We start from the raw sequence: 14,577 nt of genomic DNA, 5'->3' as shown, positions 1-14,577 counted from the left end.
ATGACCACGGTGGACTTGATCTTTCCGGGCGGTTCAGCCACCTGTTGGGTGGACCGGGAGTACAACATCCATGACATGCACTTCAGCCGACATCCGGAGCGCCAGCGGCGCTCGTCATCGTCAAACAAGGACGCGACGGGCGATGCAAACGCTCAGGAACAAGCCTGTGCAAGCCGGATGGCCGACGAAGTGAACGAGCGCATGAGTTCGGTTCGCGTGATCCAGTCGAACGCGTACATCATGGGGAGCCGCCAAGTAACCATGTCTACGCCCGGAATGAAGGCGTTGTGTACGGCGGACATCCACAACAACGTTGTCTTCTTCAAGTTCATGCCACCCGATTGAGCCGACTGGCTGCAATTTACTGATTCTACGAGTTATTAACGTACGATTTTTCCGTTTCGTGAGGTGATCGCGCAAAACGGTTTCCTTTTGTGCTGCTGCCCTTAACACCTGAGATTCAGGATTTCACGACTCGGCACCAATCTTGAATTTCGTGATTTCTTAAACTGAGGATGTTATGGATTTAAAGTCGCTCCTCTTTTCTTTTCGCGGCCGTATAAATCGGCTCCCATTTTGGATGGTCACCTTGATCTTGATAGGATGGGGTACTATCTTCCAGGAGTTGATGGGGCCGTATGGGCCAGAGAATCCGATGACTATCGGGTCGGGATTCATAACACTTGCGAATTTCGTCATCATATTGTGGATTGGATTAGCTGTACAAATCAAACGCTGGCATGATCGCGCCAAATCTGGATGGTGGGTACTCCTCAACCTTATTCCTGTTATTGGTCAGATTTGGGTACTTATCGAATGCGGCGTTCTACGAGGAACGGCGGGTGATAATCGCTTTGGCAAATAATCTACTTCCTCGTCACAATAGACACTCACAAACTGAAAGAAGATGAAAAACGTAAATCGATTACTTATGACAACAATTACATCTTGCTTATTGCTGCTTTCCGGATGGGGTAGATCAAGCAGTCGTGTCACCAGCCGCCATTTCGATCACGGCAATGGCACCCTGGCGTTCACGTCCAAATTGTTCCGGTTTGGATGAGGCCGCCTGACGTCTAGGATGGCGCGTGACATACGAGCGCTGTGACTCCTGCAGGGGAGACTCAACAGCCGGACCGGACGGCGAGCATCGGCCCATCTCACGTATTTGTCATGTCAGCTTTGACACTGCACACGCGACGGCAGCCGACCCAAAGCTGTCATTGTTTCCCGGTTAGATTGCTATAAATTTTGTGGGCAATTTCTACCCGTTCAGCATTGGGGTAGTTTTTATTGGCCAGCAACACAACCCCGAAGCGCTTTTCAGGCACAAACGCAACATAAGCACCGAAGCCGTTGGTAGCACCAGTCTTGTTAACCCACACATTGCTGTTAGGTGTGGCTGCAGGAACCTTAGCGCTTACTGGGGTTGGATTCAGGATAAGTTTGGGAGCATTGCCTTCTTGCAGCATAGGCAAGTCAACAGGCATTGCATACTCCTCCCAGATGAGGTCTTGAGTCATCTGGCCTACGCTGAAATAGCTCTTGCGGGTATTGTTTAAAGCCGATTGCAGCATGCTATCCAAGGGCAACATGCCCATGTTGGCCTTCACAAAGGTGATCAGGTCAGTAGCCGTGGTTTTGATGCCGTAGGCTTCACTGTCCAACATGCCTGGATTGACACGCACAGGCTTCTTATCGTTGTTGTAGCCCCAAGCGTAGCTGGACATCTTCTGTGCAGGGATGCTCAGATAAGTGCTAGTCAAACCGAGGGGCTGGAAAATGGTTTGAGTCATGGCGGTGCTGAAATCTTGCCCCAAACTTTTCGCCGTTATCCACCCTAAAGCACCGATGCTTGGGTTTGCATAAGTACGCATCGTGCCGGTTTTGTACGCAGGCTTCCAGGTGCGGAGGTATTCCAGAAGCTGCTCCCGAGTTTGGACTTCATCAGGCACCTGCAGAGGAATGCCGCCAACGGTGTGCGTTCCAAGATGGAAAAGCTGCAAGTTACCGAAGTCCGTACCAGACAACTCAGGCAAATACTTTGCTGCTGTATCGGTCAGTTTCAGCTTCCCAGTGGCTTCTGCGTGCGTCGCCAGTGTGGCTGTGAAGGTCTTACTGATAGAGCCAATCTCAAAAATCGTCTCGTCAGTTACCGGTGTTTGTTTCTCAACATCTGACACGCCATAGTTTAAGACATAAGTCTTGTCCCCCAATACCAATGCCACAGCCATACCAGGAATCTGGTTCTTTTCCATGGCAGGCAGCACGGCTGCAGAGATGGCTTTCATTGCTTCAGCACTGGAAATTTCAGCAGCATTGACAGCCGAGCCAAGACCAAAGACAGCGGCTGTCAGAAGGACAGTAAACAGACGGTTTTTCAATTTTTACCTTACGGGTGAAGGAGGAAAGCCAACGCTGGCACTTGCGATGCAATTGAGTGCTGTAGCGCTACGAGCTGGGGATTCTAAAAAATTTGATAGCAAATTGGCTCGGCATCGCGGAGCGATGAGTGACTGCTTCTGGCCGCCTGCCGCCGACCGCGGTCTGGCTCGAAAGCAGTCTGTCAACGCGCCGTTTCATTGTTGCCATGATCATCTCTTAATCGCGCACAGGCGGCCACAGGCGGGCCGTATGAACCAGCGTCAGTATCCACACCGTTTCGCCGTCGATCTGGTACACCAGGCGATAGCTTTCGTGCGGGATCAACTCGCGGGTCCCGGGAATCTTTCCCGGCTTGCCCAGCATGGGGTGCTGGATCAACCGGGCGGCCGCGTCGCTGAAAATCTCATCCATCCGGGCCGCCGCGCGCGGATTGTCGGCTGCGATGTAGTCCCACACATCGGCACGGTCTTGCTGCGCTTCGGGCGTCCAAACAACTCTCACGACTGGCTCGCCACACTGGCACGCCGTGCGGAGAATTCGGCCTCAACTTCATCGTTCGATCGCCCCAATCCAGCGCGCATTGAAGCCCGGCCGGCCTCGACCTTGCGGCGCAGGAACTCGTCGTACTCGCGCGACTTGCGCTGGCTCTGAATGAACTCGCGCATCAACTCGCGCAGCACTTGCGACGCCGGGCGATGGGCCGCCTCGGCTTCGGCCATGAACTCGGCGCGCAACTCGGGATCCAGCTTCATCGTGAAAACAGCTTGTTTTGACATGATCGGGGCCTCCTGCCACTTGATACTAACAAAGTATATACGCCGTCATTACTAAGCGCTATTCATAGAACGCTGCAAGGCGGGCGTGCGCTATGCCAAGGCCTGTCGGAAAACATTTGTTTGTCGACAGATCTTCAACAGCCCTCTGCACCAAGCTCCGAGTGGCCGCAAAATTGTGCGGAAAACTCTGTCGCCAGACGCTACCATGCGGAAACCTCTTCTTGATGGTTTTCCGCTTATGCTGGTAGGTTACATGCGTGTGTCGTCGGATTCCGACCGGCAGAGCACGGATTTGCAGCGCGATGCGCTGCTCGCCGCGGGCGTCGATGCGCGGCATCTGTTCGAGGATCATGCTTCCGGCGCGAAGGATGACCGTGCGGGCCTGGCGCGGGCGCTCGAATTCGTTCGCCCCGGCGACGTGTTGGTCGTGTGGAAGCTCGACCGGCTCGGCCGTTCACTGTCGCATCTGCTCGCCCTGGTGACCTCACTCAAGGACAAGCGGGTGGCGTTCCGCTCACTGACGGAGAACCTGGACACCACCACGCCATCGGGCGAGTTTCTGTTCCAGGTGTTCGGCGCGCTCGCTCAGTACGAGCGCGCCTTGATCCAGGAGCGTGTCGTTGCCGGCCTGGCTGCTGCCCGCAAACGTGGCCGGATCGGCGGCCGGCCGCAGGCAATCACCGGCGAGAAGCTGGATGCCATTATCGCCGCGCTCGAAGGTGGCATGTCCAAGGCGGCCGTGTGCCGCAACTTCGGCGTGAAGCGGACCACCTTGATCGAAACTCTGACGCGGGCCGGCTGGCCCGCGTCAGTGCCCCCAGGAGCGTAGCGGTATGGCGGACGGCGGCGGCAGTACGGAAGATCAGTGGGTATTGGCGCCAGCCGAACGCGAACTGGTGATGACCAAAAACCGGGCGAACCGGTTGGGCTTTGCCATCCTGCTGACCTTCTTCCGCGATCGCGGCCGTTTCCCGCGCGACGAAACCGAAGTCGAGGTACAGGGCATAGCCGCGCTCGCCAAACAACTTGACGCACCCGCGCCCCTCGACGGCGAAGCCTTCCTCACGGGCCGCACTGCCGAGCGGCTGCGCGGCGAAATCCGTGTGCGTTTCGGCTTCCGCGAAGCGACGGTGGCCGATGCCGAGATGCTGACGGAGTGGCTGCGTGATCATGTTGCCGGAGAAGTTGGCGGTGACATTGAGCCGATGATCGAGCGGCTGGAAGCGCGCTGCCGCGAACTCGCCATCGAGCCGCCAACGCCCGAGCGGATGGAGCGGCTTGCGCGCAGCGCGTTGCGTGCCCACGAAGACCGTTTCCACAAAAGCGTCTTTGAACGCTTGCCGCCCCCGACCCGCGAGCGTCTGGATGCCTTGCTGCGCCCAGAGAAGACCGACAGCGAGGAAAGCGCTACTGATGCTCAAGGGGAAGCCGCCGGCAGCGCCCCGGCCGTTCTGCTGAAGCTGCGCGGCAGTCCTGGCCGTCCCGGCCTTGCCAGCATGCGGGACGAACTGGAGAAGCTGGAACTGATCCGTGGCATCGAGCTGCCCGCCGATCTCTTCGATCAAGCGTCATCGCGCGACCTGGAACGCTGCCGGCAGCGCGTATCGGTCGAGGTTCCCCGCGACCTGCGCCGACATCCCGATGGAGCGCGCCTCACCTGGCTGGCCGCATTCGTCTACCTGCGCGCCCGCAGCCTGACCGACGACCTGGTGGACTTGCTGATCGAGACCATCCACCAGATCGGCGCGCGTGCCGAACGCAAGGTCGAACGCGAACTGCTGGAGGACCTCAAGCGCGTGTCCGGAAAGCAGAACCTGCTGTTCAATCTGGCCGACGCCACCTTGGCCCAGCCGGACGGCGTGGTGCGCGACGTGGTGTTTCCAGTGGTCGGCGAGCAGACGCTGCGCGATCTGGTCAAGGAGTGGAAGGCCACCGGCCCAACCTACCGCATCACCCTGCGCACTGTGATCCGCAATTCCTACCAGGGCCACTACCGGCGCATGGTACCGACCTTGCTGGCCGCGCTGGAATTCCGCTCCAACAACGACCGCCACCGCCCGGTGATGGACGCGCTCGACCTGGTGAAGCGCTTTGCCGACACCAAGGTGCATACCTTCCCGGCCGACATGGAGGTGCCGCTCGATGGCGTGGTACGTGGCCTGTGGCGAGAAGCCGTCATGGAGAGGGACGCCGCCGGCCGGGATCGGGTCAACCGCGTCACCTATGAAATCGCCGTGCTGGAAGCCCTGCGCGAGCGGCTGCGCTGCAAGGAAATCTGGGTGGTCGGCGCGAACCGCTACCGCAACCCCGACGACGATCTGCCGGCTGACTTCGAGCAAAACCGCGAGGACTACTACCGGGCGCTGAACCTGCCTCTCGATGTGGAGCGCTTCATCGCCGACTTGCAGGCCGAAATGCGCGCGGCGCTGTCCACCTTCGACGCTGGCTTGAAGAAGAACCCATCCGTCCGGCTGAGCAGCAAGGGCGGTGGCTGGATCACGCTGACGCCGCTCGATGCGCAACCCGATCCCCCCAATCTGACCGCGCTAAAGGCCGAACTCAATGTCCTCTGGCCGATGACCAGCCTGCTCGATATGGTCAAGGAAGCCGATCTGCGGTTGAGCTTTACCGATGCCCTGAAAAGCCCGACCTCCTACGAGTCGATGGATCGCTCGGTGTTGCAGCCGCGCCTGCTCCTGTGTCTGCACGGCCTGGGCACCAATGCTGGCTTGCAGCGCATGGCCGGGCTGGATTCCGGCACCACGGCCCGCGACCTGGCCTATGTGCGCCGCCGTTACATCAGCGTGGACGCGATGCGCCGCGCGATTGCCATCGTCGCAGACGGCACGCTGCAAGCCCGCAACCCGGCGATCTGGGGTAGCGGCACCACCGCTTGCGCGTCGGACTCGAAACACTTCGGCGCGTGGGATCAGAACCTCACCACGCAATGGCACGTCCGCTACGGCGGGCGCGGCGTGATGATCTACTGGCATGTCGAGCGCAGCTCGCTGTGCATCCATTCGCAGCTCAAGTCGCCGTCGTCGTCGGAGGTGGCGTCGATGATCGAGGGCGTGATCCACCATTGCACCGAGATGGAGGTGGATCGGCAGTATGTCGATTCGCACGGCCAGAGCACGGTGGCGTTCGCCTTCTGCCGCCTGCTGGGCTTCCAGTTGCTGCCACGGCTGAAGGCCATCCACTCACAGAAGCTGTACCGGCCAGAGACCGGCAAGGCCGACGCCTACGCGAACCTGCAACAGATTCTGACCAAGCCCATCGACTGGGACTCGGTGCGGCAACAGTACGACCAGATGGTCAAGTACGCCACCGCGCTGCGCCTGGGGATAGGGGAAACCGAAGCCATCCTGCGCCGCTTCACCAAGAAGAACGTGCAGCACCCGACCTACAAGGCATTCGCTGAGCTGGGCAAGGCGATCAAGACTATCTTCCTGTGCCGCTACCTGCACGACGAGGCGTTGCGCCGGGAAATCAACGAAGGGCTGAACGTAGTCGAGCAGTGGAACGGCGCGACCGACTTCGTGTTCTTCGCCCGCCGGGGCGAGATGGCGAGCAACCGCCGCGAGGATCACGAGGTCAGCATGCTCGCGCTGCACCTGATCCAGAACTGTATGGTCTACATCAACACGCTGATGATCCAGAAGGTGCTGGCACAGCCGCATTGGCAGGGCAGGTTCACACCACGCGACTATGCCGCCCTGACGCCGCTGATCTGGGAACACGTCAACCCGTATGGTCGGTTCGATCTCGATATGAACACCCGGCTCGACCTGCCGTGATCGAGATGGCGGCTGGTGACACGACTGCTTGGTCTACCCCCGGATGTGCTACCCAGAAGGAAACAATGATCAAAGAAGGTTACCCGCTATCGTATGCTGAGGGATTCGATGATGGTTGCCATAGTGGAAATAAAGCCGGGGGAAGTTTATTTGATCAATTCAAGAAGGATACAAGGCGGTTTGAACAAGATAGCCAGTACGCACAAGGATGGTCCGATGGATTTAGGCAATGCGAGTCACAGCAGGAGGCGACACAGCGGCAAACAAGAATGGCAATAGAACAACAAAAACTGACGGAACAACGTAAACAAAATAAATTGCAAGAGCAATATCACCTAGAACGTGAAGCTTTAAAGGGTGTTGATACAAGTAACTTAAATTATTTCAAGTAGTTACTATGAAGCATAGAGCCCATCTGTGCTAACAATCGCATTCACGCGGATAGTATAAAGCTCTGCTCGTTCCTCGCTCTGCTTTTTGCTGCCAGTGATGCGTGACGTTATCCTTGAAAAAAATTCGCCTAGTCTCGCATCCAGATTTTCTTAAAAACCGCTTATTTCTTATCATTTCTCACACGAAATTTACGATTCGCGCCCGAATCGTGAAATCTTGAATCTCTTGACTCACCCCCTCGGCGTGGGAGGCCTCGGTTTGGAAGAGGGCCACTGCGGCAGGTGTTGCCCGCGCGCCTCAAACTGCACCCGTGCCGCGTGGTTCATCAGTTCCTCACATTCGTCGATCCGCTGCTGTAATGCCGCCGCTTGCTGCTGTCGCTGCTCGGCCTGTCGTTGCACGGCATCGCGGGCCGCTGGTAATAGCTCATGAAACCGCTGCTGGGCTGCTGCGTAGTCGTGTTCCGCCTGGGCTGCGGCATCTTCGGCGTGCTGGATGCGCTGTTCCCATTCCTGCCGTTCCCCGCGCTTTAGCCCGAACCAGCTCGCCGCCGAGTGGTTCCAGCCGTGAAAGGCGTCGGTGACCGCTTCGAGCTGCCGGTGGGCCGTTTGCCGGTGGGCTTGCGCCGGCGTGAGTCCGGCCCAGTGCGTCGCGAGTTGGACGGCATTCGGGGGACGAGCTCGTTGCAGGGCTTCCAATTCCATTTGCCATTGCGCCCGGTCGCGCTCCAGAGCGTGGAGATCCACGGCGAGCAAGCGTTGGCGCTCGGCGTCTTCCGCCGCCGCCCGTTCGCGTTCCGCCTGTTTCTGCGCCTCTCGGGCGGCGACCTGCGCCATGACCGGCTCATAACAGCGTCGGGCCGCCGCGTCCAGCCGTTCGGGGGTGGGAGGAGTCGTGTAGCCGGCTTCCTGGAGTCGTCGGCACAGGGATTCACTGAGAGCTTCAAGCACCCATTGTTTGGCTTGTTGAGCGTTCTCCGCGTCGGCTTTCACAGCTCGGAAGAACGCTAACGCCTCGTCGTCCAGCCGTTGTGGCAGCTCGGCGATGAGGGTCGAGATGACCGTTTCCAGGGCATGGCGTTCGGCGTCCTCGGCTTGTTGTTCGTGCTTGGCGACCTGGGCTTTCAGCGCTGCATAGCACCGCTCCGTGACGACATGGATCGCTTCGGCGGGGTGTGGCTCCGGTGCCAAACGGCTCACGATCTGCCGAAGCAACGGCAGGATGCGTTCCCGATGGGCTGTCCAGGATTCGTCGGCCGTGCGTTGGAAGTGGCTATGGTCTTGATGATCCGAGTGTTGCAGCCACTCCCCGAACGCCATGGGAATGTGGTCGAGTGCTCGCTGCTGGAGAACCGCTTGTCGTTCGGCGGCTTCGGCCCGTCGTTGCCGTTCGGCTTCAAGCTGGACAATCGCCGCGCCGCAATTGGGAAGGGCTTGGTTCAGCCCGGCTTGCGCTGCCGCCCGTTCGGCGCGGGCTTGCCGAAAGGCCAACACCACCGCCCGCGTTTCGGGCTGCCGCCATTCGCTGGGGAGTTGCTTGCGTTCCGGCGGGATCGTTGACCCTCGTTCAAAGTGGCTGCGCATGTCGATCCGCTCCGGCCGACCCGCCCGTTCCAGGGCGGCGTTACAGGCAATCTCCCAGCGTTGCCGCAGTCCTTTGAGGTGGGCGACTCGCTCCGCCGCGCTGAGATAGCCGCTGCTGTAGGGACCGTAGCCTTTTTTTCGCGCCGCCTTTCTCTGGGGCTTTCGGATTGTGACGGCGAAAGTAGCGCTCGGGATCGCGTTCGATGCCATCCACCCGCCGTTCGGAGAACATCAGGTGGACATGCGGTTGTTCGTGTCCGTCGGCGGCTTGAGGATTGTGGATGGCCCATTGGTAGGCGTGGTGAGCGCCGAGTTCTTGTTGAACAAATCCACGCACCAGGGCGAGCCGTTGCGCGGGAGTCAGTTCGCGTGGGAGTGCGATTTCCATTTCCCGGTAGGTGGTGCCGTTGGCGCGCTCGTAAGTGTCGGCGGCTTGCCAGAACCGGTTGGGTTCGGTGTCGGCCCAGGCCGGGAGGTTGCCGGTTTCCTTCGCTTCCAGCCCTTCACCATGATGGAGCCGTCGGGCGTATTGGGCTTCCCGCGCGATGTAGGCGGCATGCGCGGCGGCTTTTCCCGCTTTGCCAAATTTCATCGAGAGTCGGGCCAGGGCCATGTCGATCAACCGCGTTTCGGTTTCTGGGGTACGTCGTAGGGGGCAAAGCCCCCTCGACCGCGCGGTTTCTTGGCGACGACCGACAGGGAGGTGACAAGAAACCATTAAGCGCGCCTTTGCTTAAGCAAAGGATTCTAGCGGCTATCCACCAGTTACGCTAGTTGACACGGTAAGGATGAGTTATCGCCATCGGACAGCGGTGTGCCGATAAGAGCTCGGTGGCAACGGGAGAGTGTTACACTGGCGGCAGTCAATGCGAAGGAGGGAGTTCGGATGTCCGAGAATGCGAATGCGCGGTGGTTGGCGGATCGCGTGGCGTATTTGCGTCAGTTGAAAGCGCCGAGCGAACCGCAGCGGTTGTTGATGATGTTGGCCGAGAAGCCGGATCGCTCGCCCGCCGATGACCGTCATTTGGCGGTGTTGGTCCGCGCCGAGAAGGCCGATGAGCGCTTTGCGAAGTTGCGGGGCTTGGCCGCGAAGGTGGTGTCCGAGGAGAAGGCCGCCGCCCGCAAGGCCCGTAACCATCGTTTGATTCAGCAGGGCTTGCTGTTCGATTTGGTCGGCTTGGAGTCCCGTGATCCCGCCGAGTTGGCCGGCGCCCTGGCGGCACTCGCCGAGCTCGATGATCCCGCCCGTTGGGCGCAGTGGAAGACTAAAGGTCAGGCCGTTCTGGCTCGTAAGACGGAGGCGGCTGCGAAAGCGCAGTGAGCGTTAGGAAGTCGCCAAAAGCTCTGCAATACACGCGACAAAGCGAGTTGCGGTTTCAAGGGCTGCCGCCGACCGTTCGAGCGGAATATTGGAGTCTGGCCCCGTTTCGTAGTCGGCTACAGCTTTCAGGTTATAGGCCTGGCCCAAGAAGGGCGCGAAGGCTTTATCGATGCGCGGCTCGCTTTTTGCCAGCCGGTGAAACTCGCTTTGTACGCCCTGATGGGTTTTGGCAACCTTGCCGGTCTGCTCGAAGATGAGGGCTTGCGCGGCATGGAACACCGTTAGATAAGCGCCGCGCCCGGCATCGTTGCTGAGTCCATAGCCAAGGGCGGCCTTGGCGTTGCTCAGGCATTGGCGCGCTTTTTCGAGATAGCGGTCAGCCTCCGGCGTCACAGATCGCGTCCTTCCCGTCTCAACTCGTGCATGAGCGGCGTGCGCTCCCGATACGAGCCCGCCCGGTACGGCATGGCGTGAATGACTTCGCCCGTTTCATCCAAAACATCCGTGGCGATCATCGCGATTTTGTCGGCTTCCACCCAGCGGTCGGCAAGGTCTTTGAGAAACACGGCCACGTCATAGTCGGAATCAGGGAGCGCGTCGCCTCGTGCCCGTGACCCAAACAGAACCACGCGCTCGATCCGGTCACCGTACAGCGCATCGAGCGCGGCGCGGAATTTGGATAGAACAATGGGATTTGCGGTAGTCATGTGAGATTTTTAGCATAAGCCTCGCACCTGCCACAACGAGAACCCTCTGCTACATACCGCCGCATGTTCAAGATCAATGTGTCAAAAAATTAAGAGCTTTAGCACAACTTCGCATCACTACTAAATCAACAGTTAGACTGAGCGCGTCTTTACCGACAAGGCCACGGGGAGCACATGTCCAACACCCTAAGTTGGCGAACTATCTCAAAATACTCGTTACAAAGTATAATATGCTTGTTATTTGAAAAAATTGCCTGACTGGCCCGTTCGCTGCGAGACTTCATCAACCTTATGGATGAGCTGAAAGCGATAGGCTGTAGCTTAGAAATTAAAGCGTGTAAAGTCTTTATTGCATAAATACGAGTAGAGAACAGCATGGATAAAAAAACGCGCGGCCCCTCGTAAACCCTACGCAAGTCCGACATTGAAGAAGTTGGGTAGCATTATATAGAGTTAAACCGTACTAAGTTAGCTGTAGCGGCGCAAAAAAAACCGCATAATAGCCCGTAATTAATCGGCTCAAAAACCGGTTATTAAACATCTACTTTTTAACCGACTTATTAAGGTAATTCTATCACCTATTCTTGATATTTTGAGGAGAACTCATGAAACAATCGACTGTAATTTCAACTGAGCCTAAGAGCGAAACTTTAGACAAACCCAAGCAGCCCTACTCACCACCTAAGTTCACTTTTGTCCCCCTCAAGCTGGAGGAGAGGTTGCTGTCGTGCTCAAAGATAAAACAAGGCTGTCCAGCTCACACCCGACAGAATAGTTAGTGTCTAAGAGCTCACGTAGAGTGGTTATCTGCTCCAGCTTTTTTGTGCAATGAGATCTGACCGGTTTTGAAAACCGGTCAGATCATTTTGATTTTGAGAAGAAATGAAACGCAAAACAGATTTTATAATGCAAAACGTCGCTGGCGAAAATCTCCTGGTGCCGCTCGGGGCGCGGATGATGGACCTGAACGGCCTCATCACCCTGAACGATACAGCGGCCTGCGTGTGGGAATTGCTGGCGCAAGAGCGCACGCTGGTTGAACTGGCCAGCGCCGTGGCGGAGCGCTTCGACGTGACCCCCGAACTCGCCCGCGACGACGTACAGACCTTCATGGACGAGATCGCCAAGATGGGGCTGTTGGAGTCATGACCGCCGCCCGCGTCGCCTTACCTACCGATTATGGCCCGCTGGTCAGCGAACTGCACCGCCGTGCCGCGACCCGCCGCCAGCCGGTCAACGGTACGTTTGAGTTGACCGAGCGTTGCAACCTGACCTGCCAGATGTGCTATGTCCGCCAGGCGGCTGGGGATCAGGCGGTGCGCACCAAGGAACTCTCGACGCCAGAGTGGTTGGAACTGGCGCGTCAGGCCGTTGACCACGGTATGGTCTTTTTGCTCCTTACTGGCGGCGAAGTCTTTCTGCGTCCCGACTTTTTCGAGATTTACACACCGCTCACCCGCCTGGGCCTCATCCTCACCCTGTTCACCAACGGCACGCTCATCACCGAGGCGCGCGCGGCACGTCTGGCGGAGGCTCCACCCAGCCGCACCGAAATCACGCTCTACGGTGCCACCGCCACCACCTATGAAGCCGTCACCGGCGTGCCCGGCAGTTACGCCCGCTGTTGCGCCGGCATCGAGGCGCTGGTCAAACACCGCGTCCCGCTCGGCCTCAAGACCACCATCACCCGGCACAACGTGGGCGAACTGGACGCCATGCGCCAGATGGCGCACGACTGGGGCCTGCCGTTCTCGGCCGGCTGGCTGCTCTCCCAACGGCGCGACGGCGCCCCGTCGGAGGCTGCCGCCTGCCGCCTGTCCGCTGCCGAGTGTGTCGCTCTTGAAGCGACCGACCGCGCTTCCGCCACCGAATGGACTGAAACCGCCTTGCGCGAGGCTTCTCTCGGCCCGGATCGCAATTTCTATTGTCAGGCCGGCCAAGCTGCTTTTGTCGTCAATCCACGGGGGGAAATGAACGCCTGCATTGACCTGCCGTTGCCTGCCGCCCGCCCGCTTGAAACCGGCTTTCGCGCCGCCTGGGAACAGGTGCAGCGCTTTGTGGATACGGCTCCGCCGCTGGCGCCGTCTTGCCTAGCCTGCGACGCACGCGCTTATTGCCCGCGCTGCCCGGCGTGGTCGGCACTGGAAACCGATACTCTGACCGAACCCGTGCCCTATCTGTGCGAAATTGCTCAGGCGCGCAAGGGACGTTATGGCCAACCTGCATAATATTCCCATCCGCATTGCCAATATTTGGATCGAGTTAACCAGCCCACTCTCTGCCGTCGAACTCGGCATCGAAGGGCGGCTGGGGCCGTTTCGCGCGACGAACTCGCCGGAAAAACCGTTAGCCCGCGTGGCCCTGCGTTGGGAAGAAAGCCCCTCTCCGCCAGTGCCGCGCGGCGATCTGATTTACGACCCCGGTTCGATCTGGAAAATGTACCGTGATGGACCGGATGACTACGCCGTGCTGGCGTACCAGAACGAAGGCCAGGCGGCGCGGGCACAAAGCGTGTTGCGCGCCAATGCAGCGTGGAACGATCTGACGCTGACCGAACAGCGTATCGGCACACCCTGGCAGAGTCTGCTGAACGTCGGTGCCGGCGAATTGGTTCTACGCGCCGCCATTCTCTTCACCGGCGGGCTGGTCTTTCACTCATCCGCCCTGGACGACAATGGCCAAGGCATCGTCTTCATCGGTCATTCCGGCGCCGGCAAGAGCACGCAAGTGGAGTTGTGGTGTCAGGAGCCGGGCGTGATCGCCATGAACGATGATCGCATCGCCGTGCGAATGGAGGCCAACGGCCCGATGTGTTACGGCACGCCCTGGGGCGGCACGGCTGACATCGCCCGCAACCATGCCACGCCGCTGGCGGCCTTGATCGTGTTGGAGCAAGCGCCGGAGAACGCCATTCAACCGCTGGCCCCGGCGGCGACCGCCTCGCTGTTGGCGGCGCGCGCCTTTCTGCCGTATTGGGACCCGGCGCTCATGCAGCGCGCCTTTACCAACCTCGATGCCATCCTGGCGCGAGTACCGGTCTATCGCCTGCGCTGCCGGCCGGAGAGAGCGGTCATTCCTCTGGTGCGGTCGGTATTATGATGATTCTCCCCAGCCGCGAACTGATGCCTATAGTCCGCGCCGCCCTCGAACGCGGTCAGCGGGTGCGCATGACCGTGACCGGCAGCAGCATGTTCCCTTTCCTCCGCGACGGCGATGTGGTGGAACTCGAACCGGCCCTCACGCTTCGTCTGGGGGATATGGTGCTGGTGCAAACGGACTCATCGGACGTAATGGAGCGCTATGTGTTGCACCGTATCGTGCGGTGGGTGGACGGCGCGGCGTTTTTAATCCGTGGCGACGCACAACTGCATTGCGAAGGACCGTTTACCCCAGATGCCGTGTTGGGCCGGGTCACCACTGCTTGGCGCAACAGTCGCCCTCGCAACTTGAATCACGGCTTGTGGTGGGTGGCTGGGCTGATATGGGCGCGAACAAATCCACTGGGACTGTCACTTCTTCAGCTCGCCTTACCGTCATGGCAACTGGGTCGGCGCACGCAACGGTGGCTACAACAGTTCTGGGAAGCAGGCCTAACAAGTCAATCGGAATGGGGAT

The 14,577-nt window shown here is 59.1% G+C and carries 17 protein-coding genes; 10 read left to right on the top strand and 7 right to left on the bottom strand.

Annotated features, from left to right (window positions below):
- Window positions 1-345 (top strand): hypothetical protein (locus tag E4P82_RS20895; RefSeq protein WP_169250678.1); only part of this gene is annotated, 345 nt, incomplete at its 5' end.
- A gap of 175 nt (window positions 346-520) precedes the next feature.
- Entirely contained in the window at window positions 521-865 is a 345-nt protein-coding gene (locus E4P82_RS23930) for a DUF805 domain-containing protein (RefSeq protein ID WP_420887150.1), read from the top strand.
- A 355-nt stretch (window positions 866-1,220) separates the two neighbouring features.
- Here the strand turns inward: E4P82_RS23930 and ampC are convergent, their stop codons facing one another.
- The 3 genes from ampC to E4P82_RS20875 all read right to left on the bottom strand — a co-directional run bounded on the left by ampC (window position 1,221) and on the right by E4P82_RS20875 (window position 3,161).
- Window positions 1,221-2,384 (bottom strand): class C beta-lactamase, encoded by a 1,164-nt coding sequence (gene ampC, locus E4P82_RS20885; protein ID WP_048709300.1) that lies wholly within the window; start codon window positions 2,382-2,384, stop codon window positions 1,221-1,223.
- A gap of 217 nt (window positions 2,385-2,601) precedes the next feature.
- The gene (locus E4P82_RS20880; protein WP_011342942.1) at window positions 2,602-2,886 is read right to left on the bottom strand and encodes a type II toxin-antitoxin system RelE/ParE family toxin; all 285 of its coding nucleotides are present in this window, start codon (window positions 2,884-2,886) and stop codon (window positions 2,602-2,604) included.
- On the bottom strand, window positions 2,883-3,161 hold the full coding sequence (locus E4P82_RS20875) for an antitoxin of toxin-antitoxin stability system (RefSeq protein WP_079329245.1): 279 nt from the start codon (window positions 3,159-3,161) through the stop codon (window positions 2,883-2,885). The genes E4P82_RS20880 and E4P82_RS20875 overlap by 4 nt, the downstream gene beginning before the upstream one ends.
- 238 nt (window positions 3,162-3,399) lie before the next feature.
- Here E4P82_RS20875 and E4P82_RS20870 point away from each other — a divergent pair, with 238 nt between their 5' ends.
- Genes E4P82_RS20870 through E4P82_RS20860 form a run of 3 tightly spaced genes read left to right on the top strand, consistent with a single transcriptional unit; the run spans window position 3,400 to window position 7,350 of the window.
- The gene (locus tag E4P82_RS20870) at window positions 3,400-3,990 is read left to right on the top strand and encodes a recombinase family protein (protein ID WP_079329246.1); all 591 of its coding nucleotides are present in this window, start codon (window positions 3,400-3,402) and stop codon (window positions 3,988-3,990) included.
- Between the two features lie 4 nt (window positions 3,991-3,994).
- A complete protein-coding gene (locus E4P82_RS20865) occupies window positions 3,995-6,958 on the top strand; it encodes a Tn3 family transposase (RefSeq protein WP_079329247.1) in 2,964 nt (987 codons plus the stop codon).
- 5 nt (window positions 6,959-6,963) lie between these two features.
- A complete protein-coding gene (locus E4P82_RS20860; protein ID WP_169250680.1) occupies window positions 6,964-7,350 on the top strand; it encodes a hypothetical protein in 387 nt (128 codons plus the stop codon).
- Window positions 7,351-7,581: 231 nt separating this feature from the next.
- Here the strand turns inward: E4P82_RS20860 and E4P82_RS20855 are convergent, their stop codons facing one another.
- Window positions 7,582-8,934: a hypothetical protein gene (locus E4P82_RS20855; protein ID WP_169250669.1), complete on the bottom strand. Its 1,353-nt coding sequence runs from the start codon at window positions 8,932-8,934 to the stop codon at window positions 7,582-7,584.
- 40 nt (window positions 8,935-8,974) lie between these two features.
- Window positions 8,975-9,547, bottom strand: coding sequence for a MobA/MobL family protein (locus tag E4P82_RS20850; RefSeq protein WP_169250679.1), 573 nt, complete (start codon window positions 9,545-9,547; stop codon window positions 8,975-8,977).
- Window positions 9,548-9,820: 273 nt separating this feature from the next.
- On the opposite strand from E4P82_RS20850, the gene traD reads away from it, so the two are divergent.
- Window positions 9,821-10,255 (top strand): conjugal transfer protein TraD, encoded by a 435-nt coding sequence (gene traD, locus E4P82_RS20845; protein WP_169250676.1) that lies wholly within the window; start codon window positions 9,821-9,823, stop codon window positions 10,253-10,255.
- A 3-nt stretch (window positions 10,256-10,258) separates the two neighbouring features.
- Here traD and E4P82_RS20840 read toward each other — a convergent pair whose 3' ends face one another.
- On the bottom strand, window positions 10,259-10,648 hold the full coding sequence (locus tag E4P82_RS20840; protein WP_169250675.1) for a HEPN domain-containing protein: 390 nt from the start codon (window positions 10,646-10,648) through the stop codon (window positions 10,259-10,261).
- A complete protein-coding gene (locus E4P82_RS20835; protein WP_169250674.1) occupies window positions 10,645-10,962 on the bottom strand; it encodes a nucleotidyltransferase domain-containing protein in 318 nt (105 codons plus the stop codon). Before E4P82_RS20835 ends, E4P82_RS20840 begins: the two co-directional genes overlap by 4 nt.
- Before the next feature lie 906 nt (window positions 10,963-11,868).
- Between E4P82_RS20835 and E4P82_RS20830 the strand changes: the two genes are divergently transcribed.
- The 4 genes from E4P82_RS20830 to E4P82_RS20815 form a co-directional block, all read left to right on the top strand.
- Window positions 11,869-12,111, top strand: coding sequence for a PqqD family protein (locus tag E4P82_RS20830; protein WP_246327776.1), 243 nt, complete (start codon window positions 11,869-11,871; stop codon window positions 12,109-12,111).
- Window positions 12,108-13,190: a radical SAM protein gene (locus E4P82_RS20825; RefSeq protein WP_169250672.1), complete on the top strand. Its 1,083-nt coding sequence runs from the start codon at window positions 12,108-12,110 to the stop codon at window positions 13,188-13,190. Before E4P82_RS20830 ends, E4P82_RS20825 begins: the two co-directional genes overlap by 4 nt.
- Complete coding sequence (locus E4P82_RS20820; RefSeq protein ID WP_169250671.1) at window positions 13,174-14,061, top strand: hypothetical protein; 888 nt, start codon at window positions 13,174-13,176, stop codon at window positions 14,059-14,061. The genes E4P82_RS20825 and E4P82_RS20820 overlap by 17 nt, the downstream gene beginning before the upstream one ends.
- A partial coding sequence (locus E4P82_RS20815; RefSeq protein ID WP_169250670.1) for a S24/S26 family peptidase occupies window positions 14,058-14,577 on the top strand: 520 nt, incomplete at its 3' end. The genes E4P82_RS20820 and E4P82_RS20815, both read left to right, overlap by 4 nt.

The organism is Candidatus Competibacter phosphatis (genome assembly GCF_012939995.1).
Lineage (GTDB): Bacteria > Pseudomonadota > Gammaproteobacteria > Competibacterales > Competibacteraceae > Competibacter > Competibacter phosphatis.
Note: the sequence above shows the minus strand (reverse complement) of the source record. Positions and strands in the feature narration are given on the sequence as shown.

Excerpts from the sequence above, each read along its gene's own strand:
- traD (WP_169250676.1), top strand. The coding sequence starts at position 9,821 with ATGTCCGAGAATGCGAATGCGCGGTGGTTGGCGGATCGCGTGGCGTAT.
- E4P82_RS20820 (WP_169250671.1), top strand. The coding sequence starts at position 13,174 with ATGGCCAACCTGCATAATATTCCCATCCGCATTGCCAATATTTGGATC.
- E4P82_RS20870 (WP_079329246.1), top strand. The coding sequence starts at position 3,400 with ATGCTGGTAGGTTACATGCGTGTGTCGTCGGATTCCGACCGGCAGAGC.
- E4P82_RS20850 (WP_169250679.1), bottom strand. The coding sequence starts at position 9,547 with ATGGCCCTGGCCCGACTCTCGATGAAATTTGGCAAAGCGGGAAAAGCC.
- E4P82_RS20875 (WP_079329245.1), bottom strand. The coding sequence starts at position 3,161 with ATGTCAAAACAAGCTGTTTTCACGATGAAGCTGGATCCCGAGTTGCGC.
- E4P82_RS20860 (WP_169250680.1), top strand. The coding sequence starts at position 6,964 with ATGGCGGCTGGTGACACGACTGCTTGGTCTACCCCCGGATGTGCTACC.
- E4P82_RS20865 (WP_079329247.1), top strand. The coding sequence starts at position 3,995 with ATGGCGGACGGCGGCGGCAGTACGGAAGATCAGTGGGTATTGGCGCCA.
- E4P82_RS20855 (WP_169250669.1), bottom strand. The coding sequence starts at position 8,934 with ATGCGCAGCCACTTTGAACGAGGGTCAACGATCCCGCCGGAACGCAAG.
- E4P82_RS23930 (WP_420887150.1), top strand. The coding sequence starts at position 521 with ATGGATTTAAAGTCGCTCCTCTTTTCTTTTCGCGGCCGTATAAATCGG.
- E4P82_RS20825 (WP_169250672.1), top strand. The coding sequence starts at position 12,108 with ATGACCGCCGCCCGCGTCGCCTTACCTACCGATTATGGCCCGCTGGTC.
- E4P82_RS20835 (WP_169250674.1), bottom strand. The coding sequence starts at position 10,962 with ATGACTACCGCAAATCCCATTGTTCTATCCAAATTCCGCGCCGCGCTC.
- E4P82_RS20830 (WP_246327776.1), top strand. The coding sequence starts at position 11,869 with ATGCAAAACGTCGCTGGCGAAAATCTCCTGGTGCCGCTCGGGGCGCGG.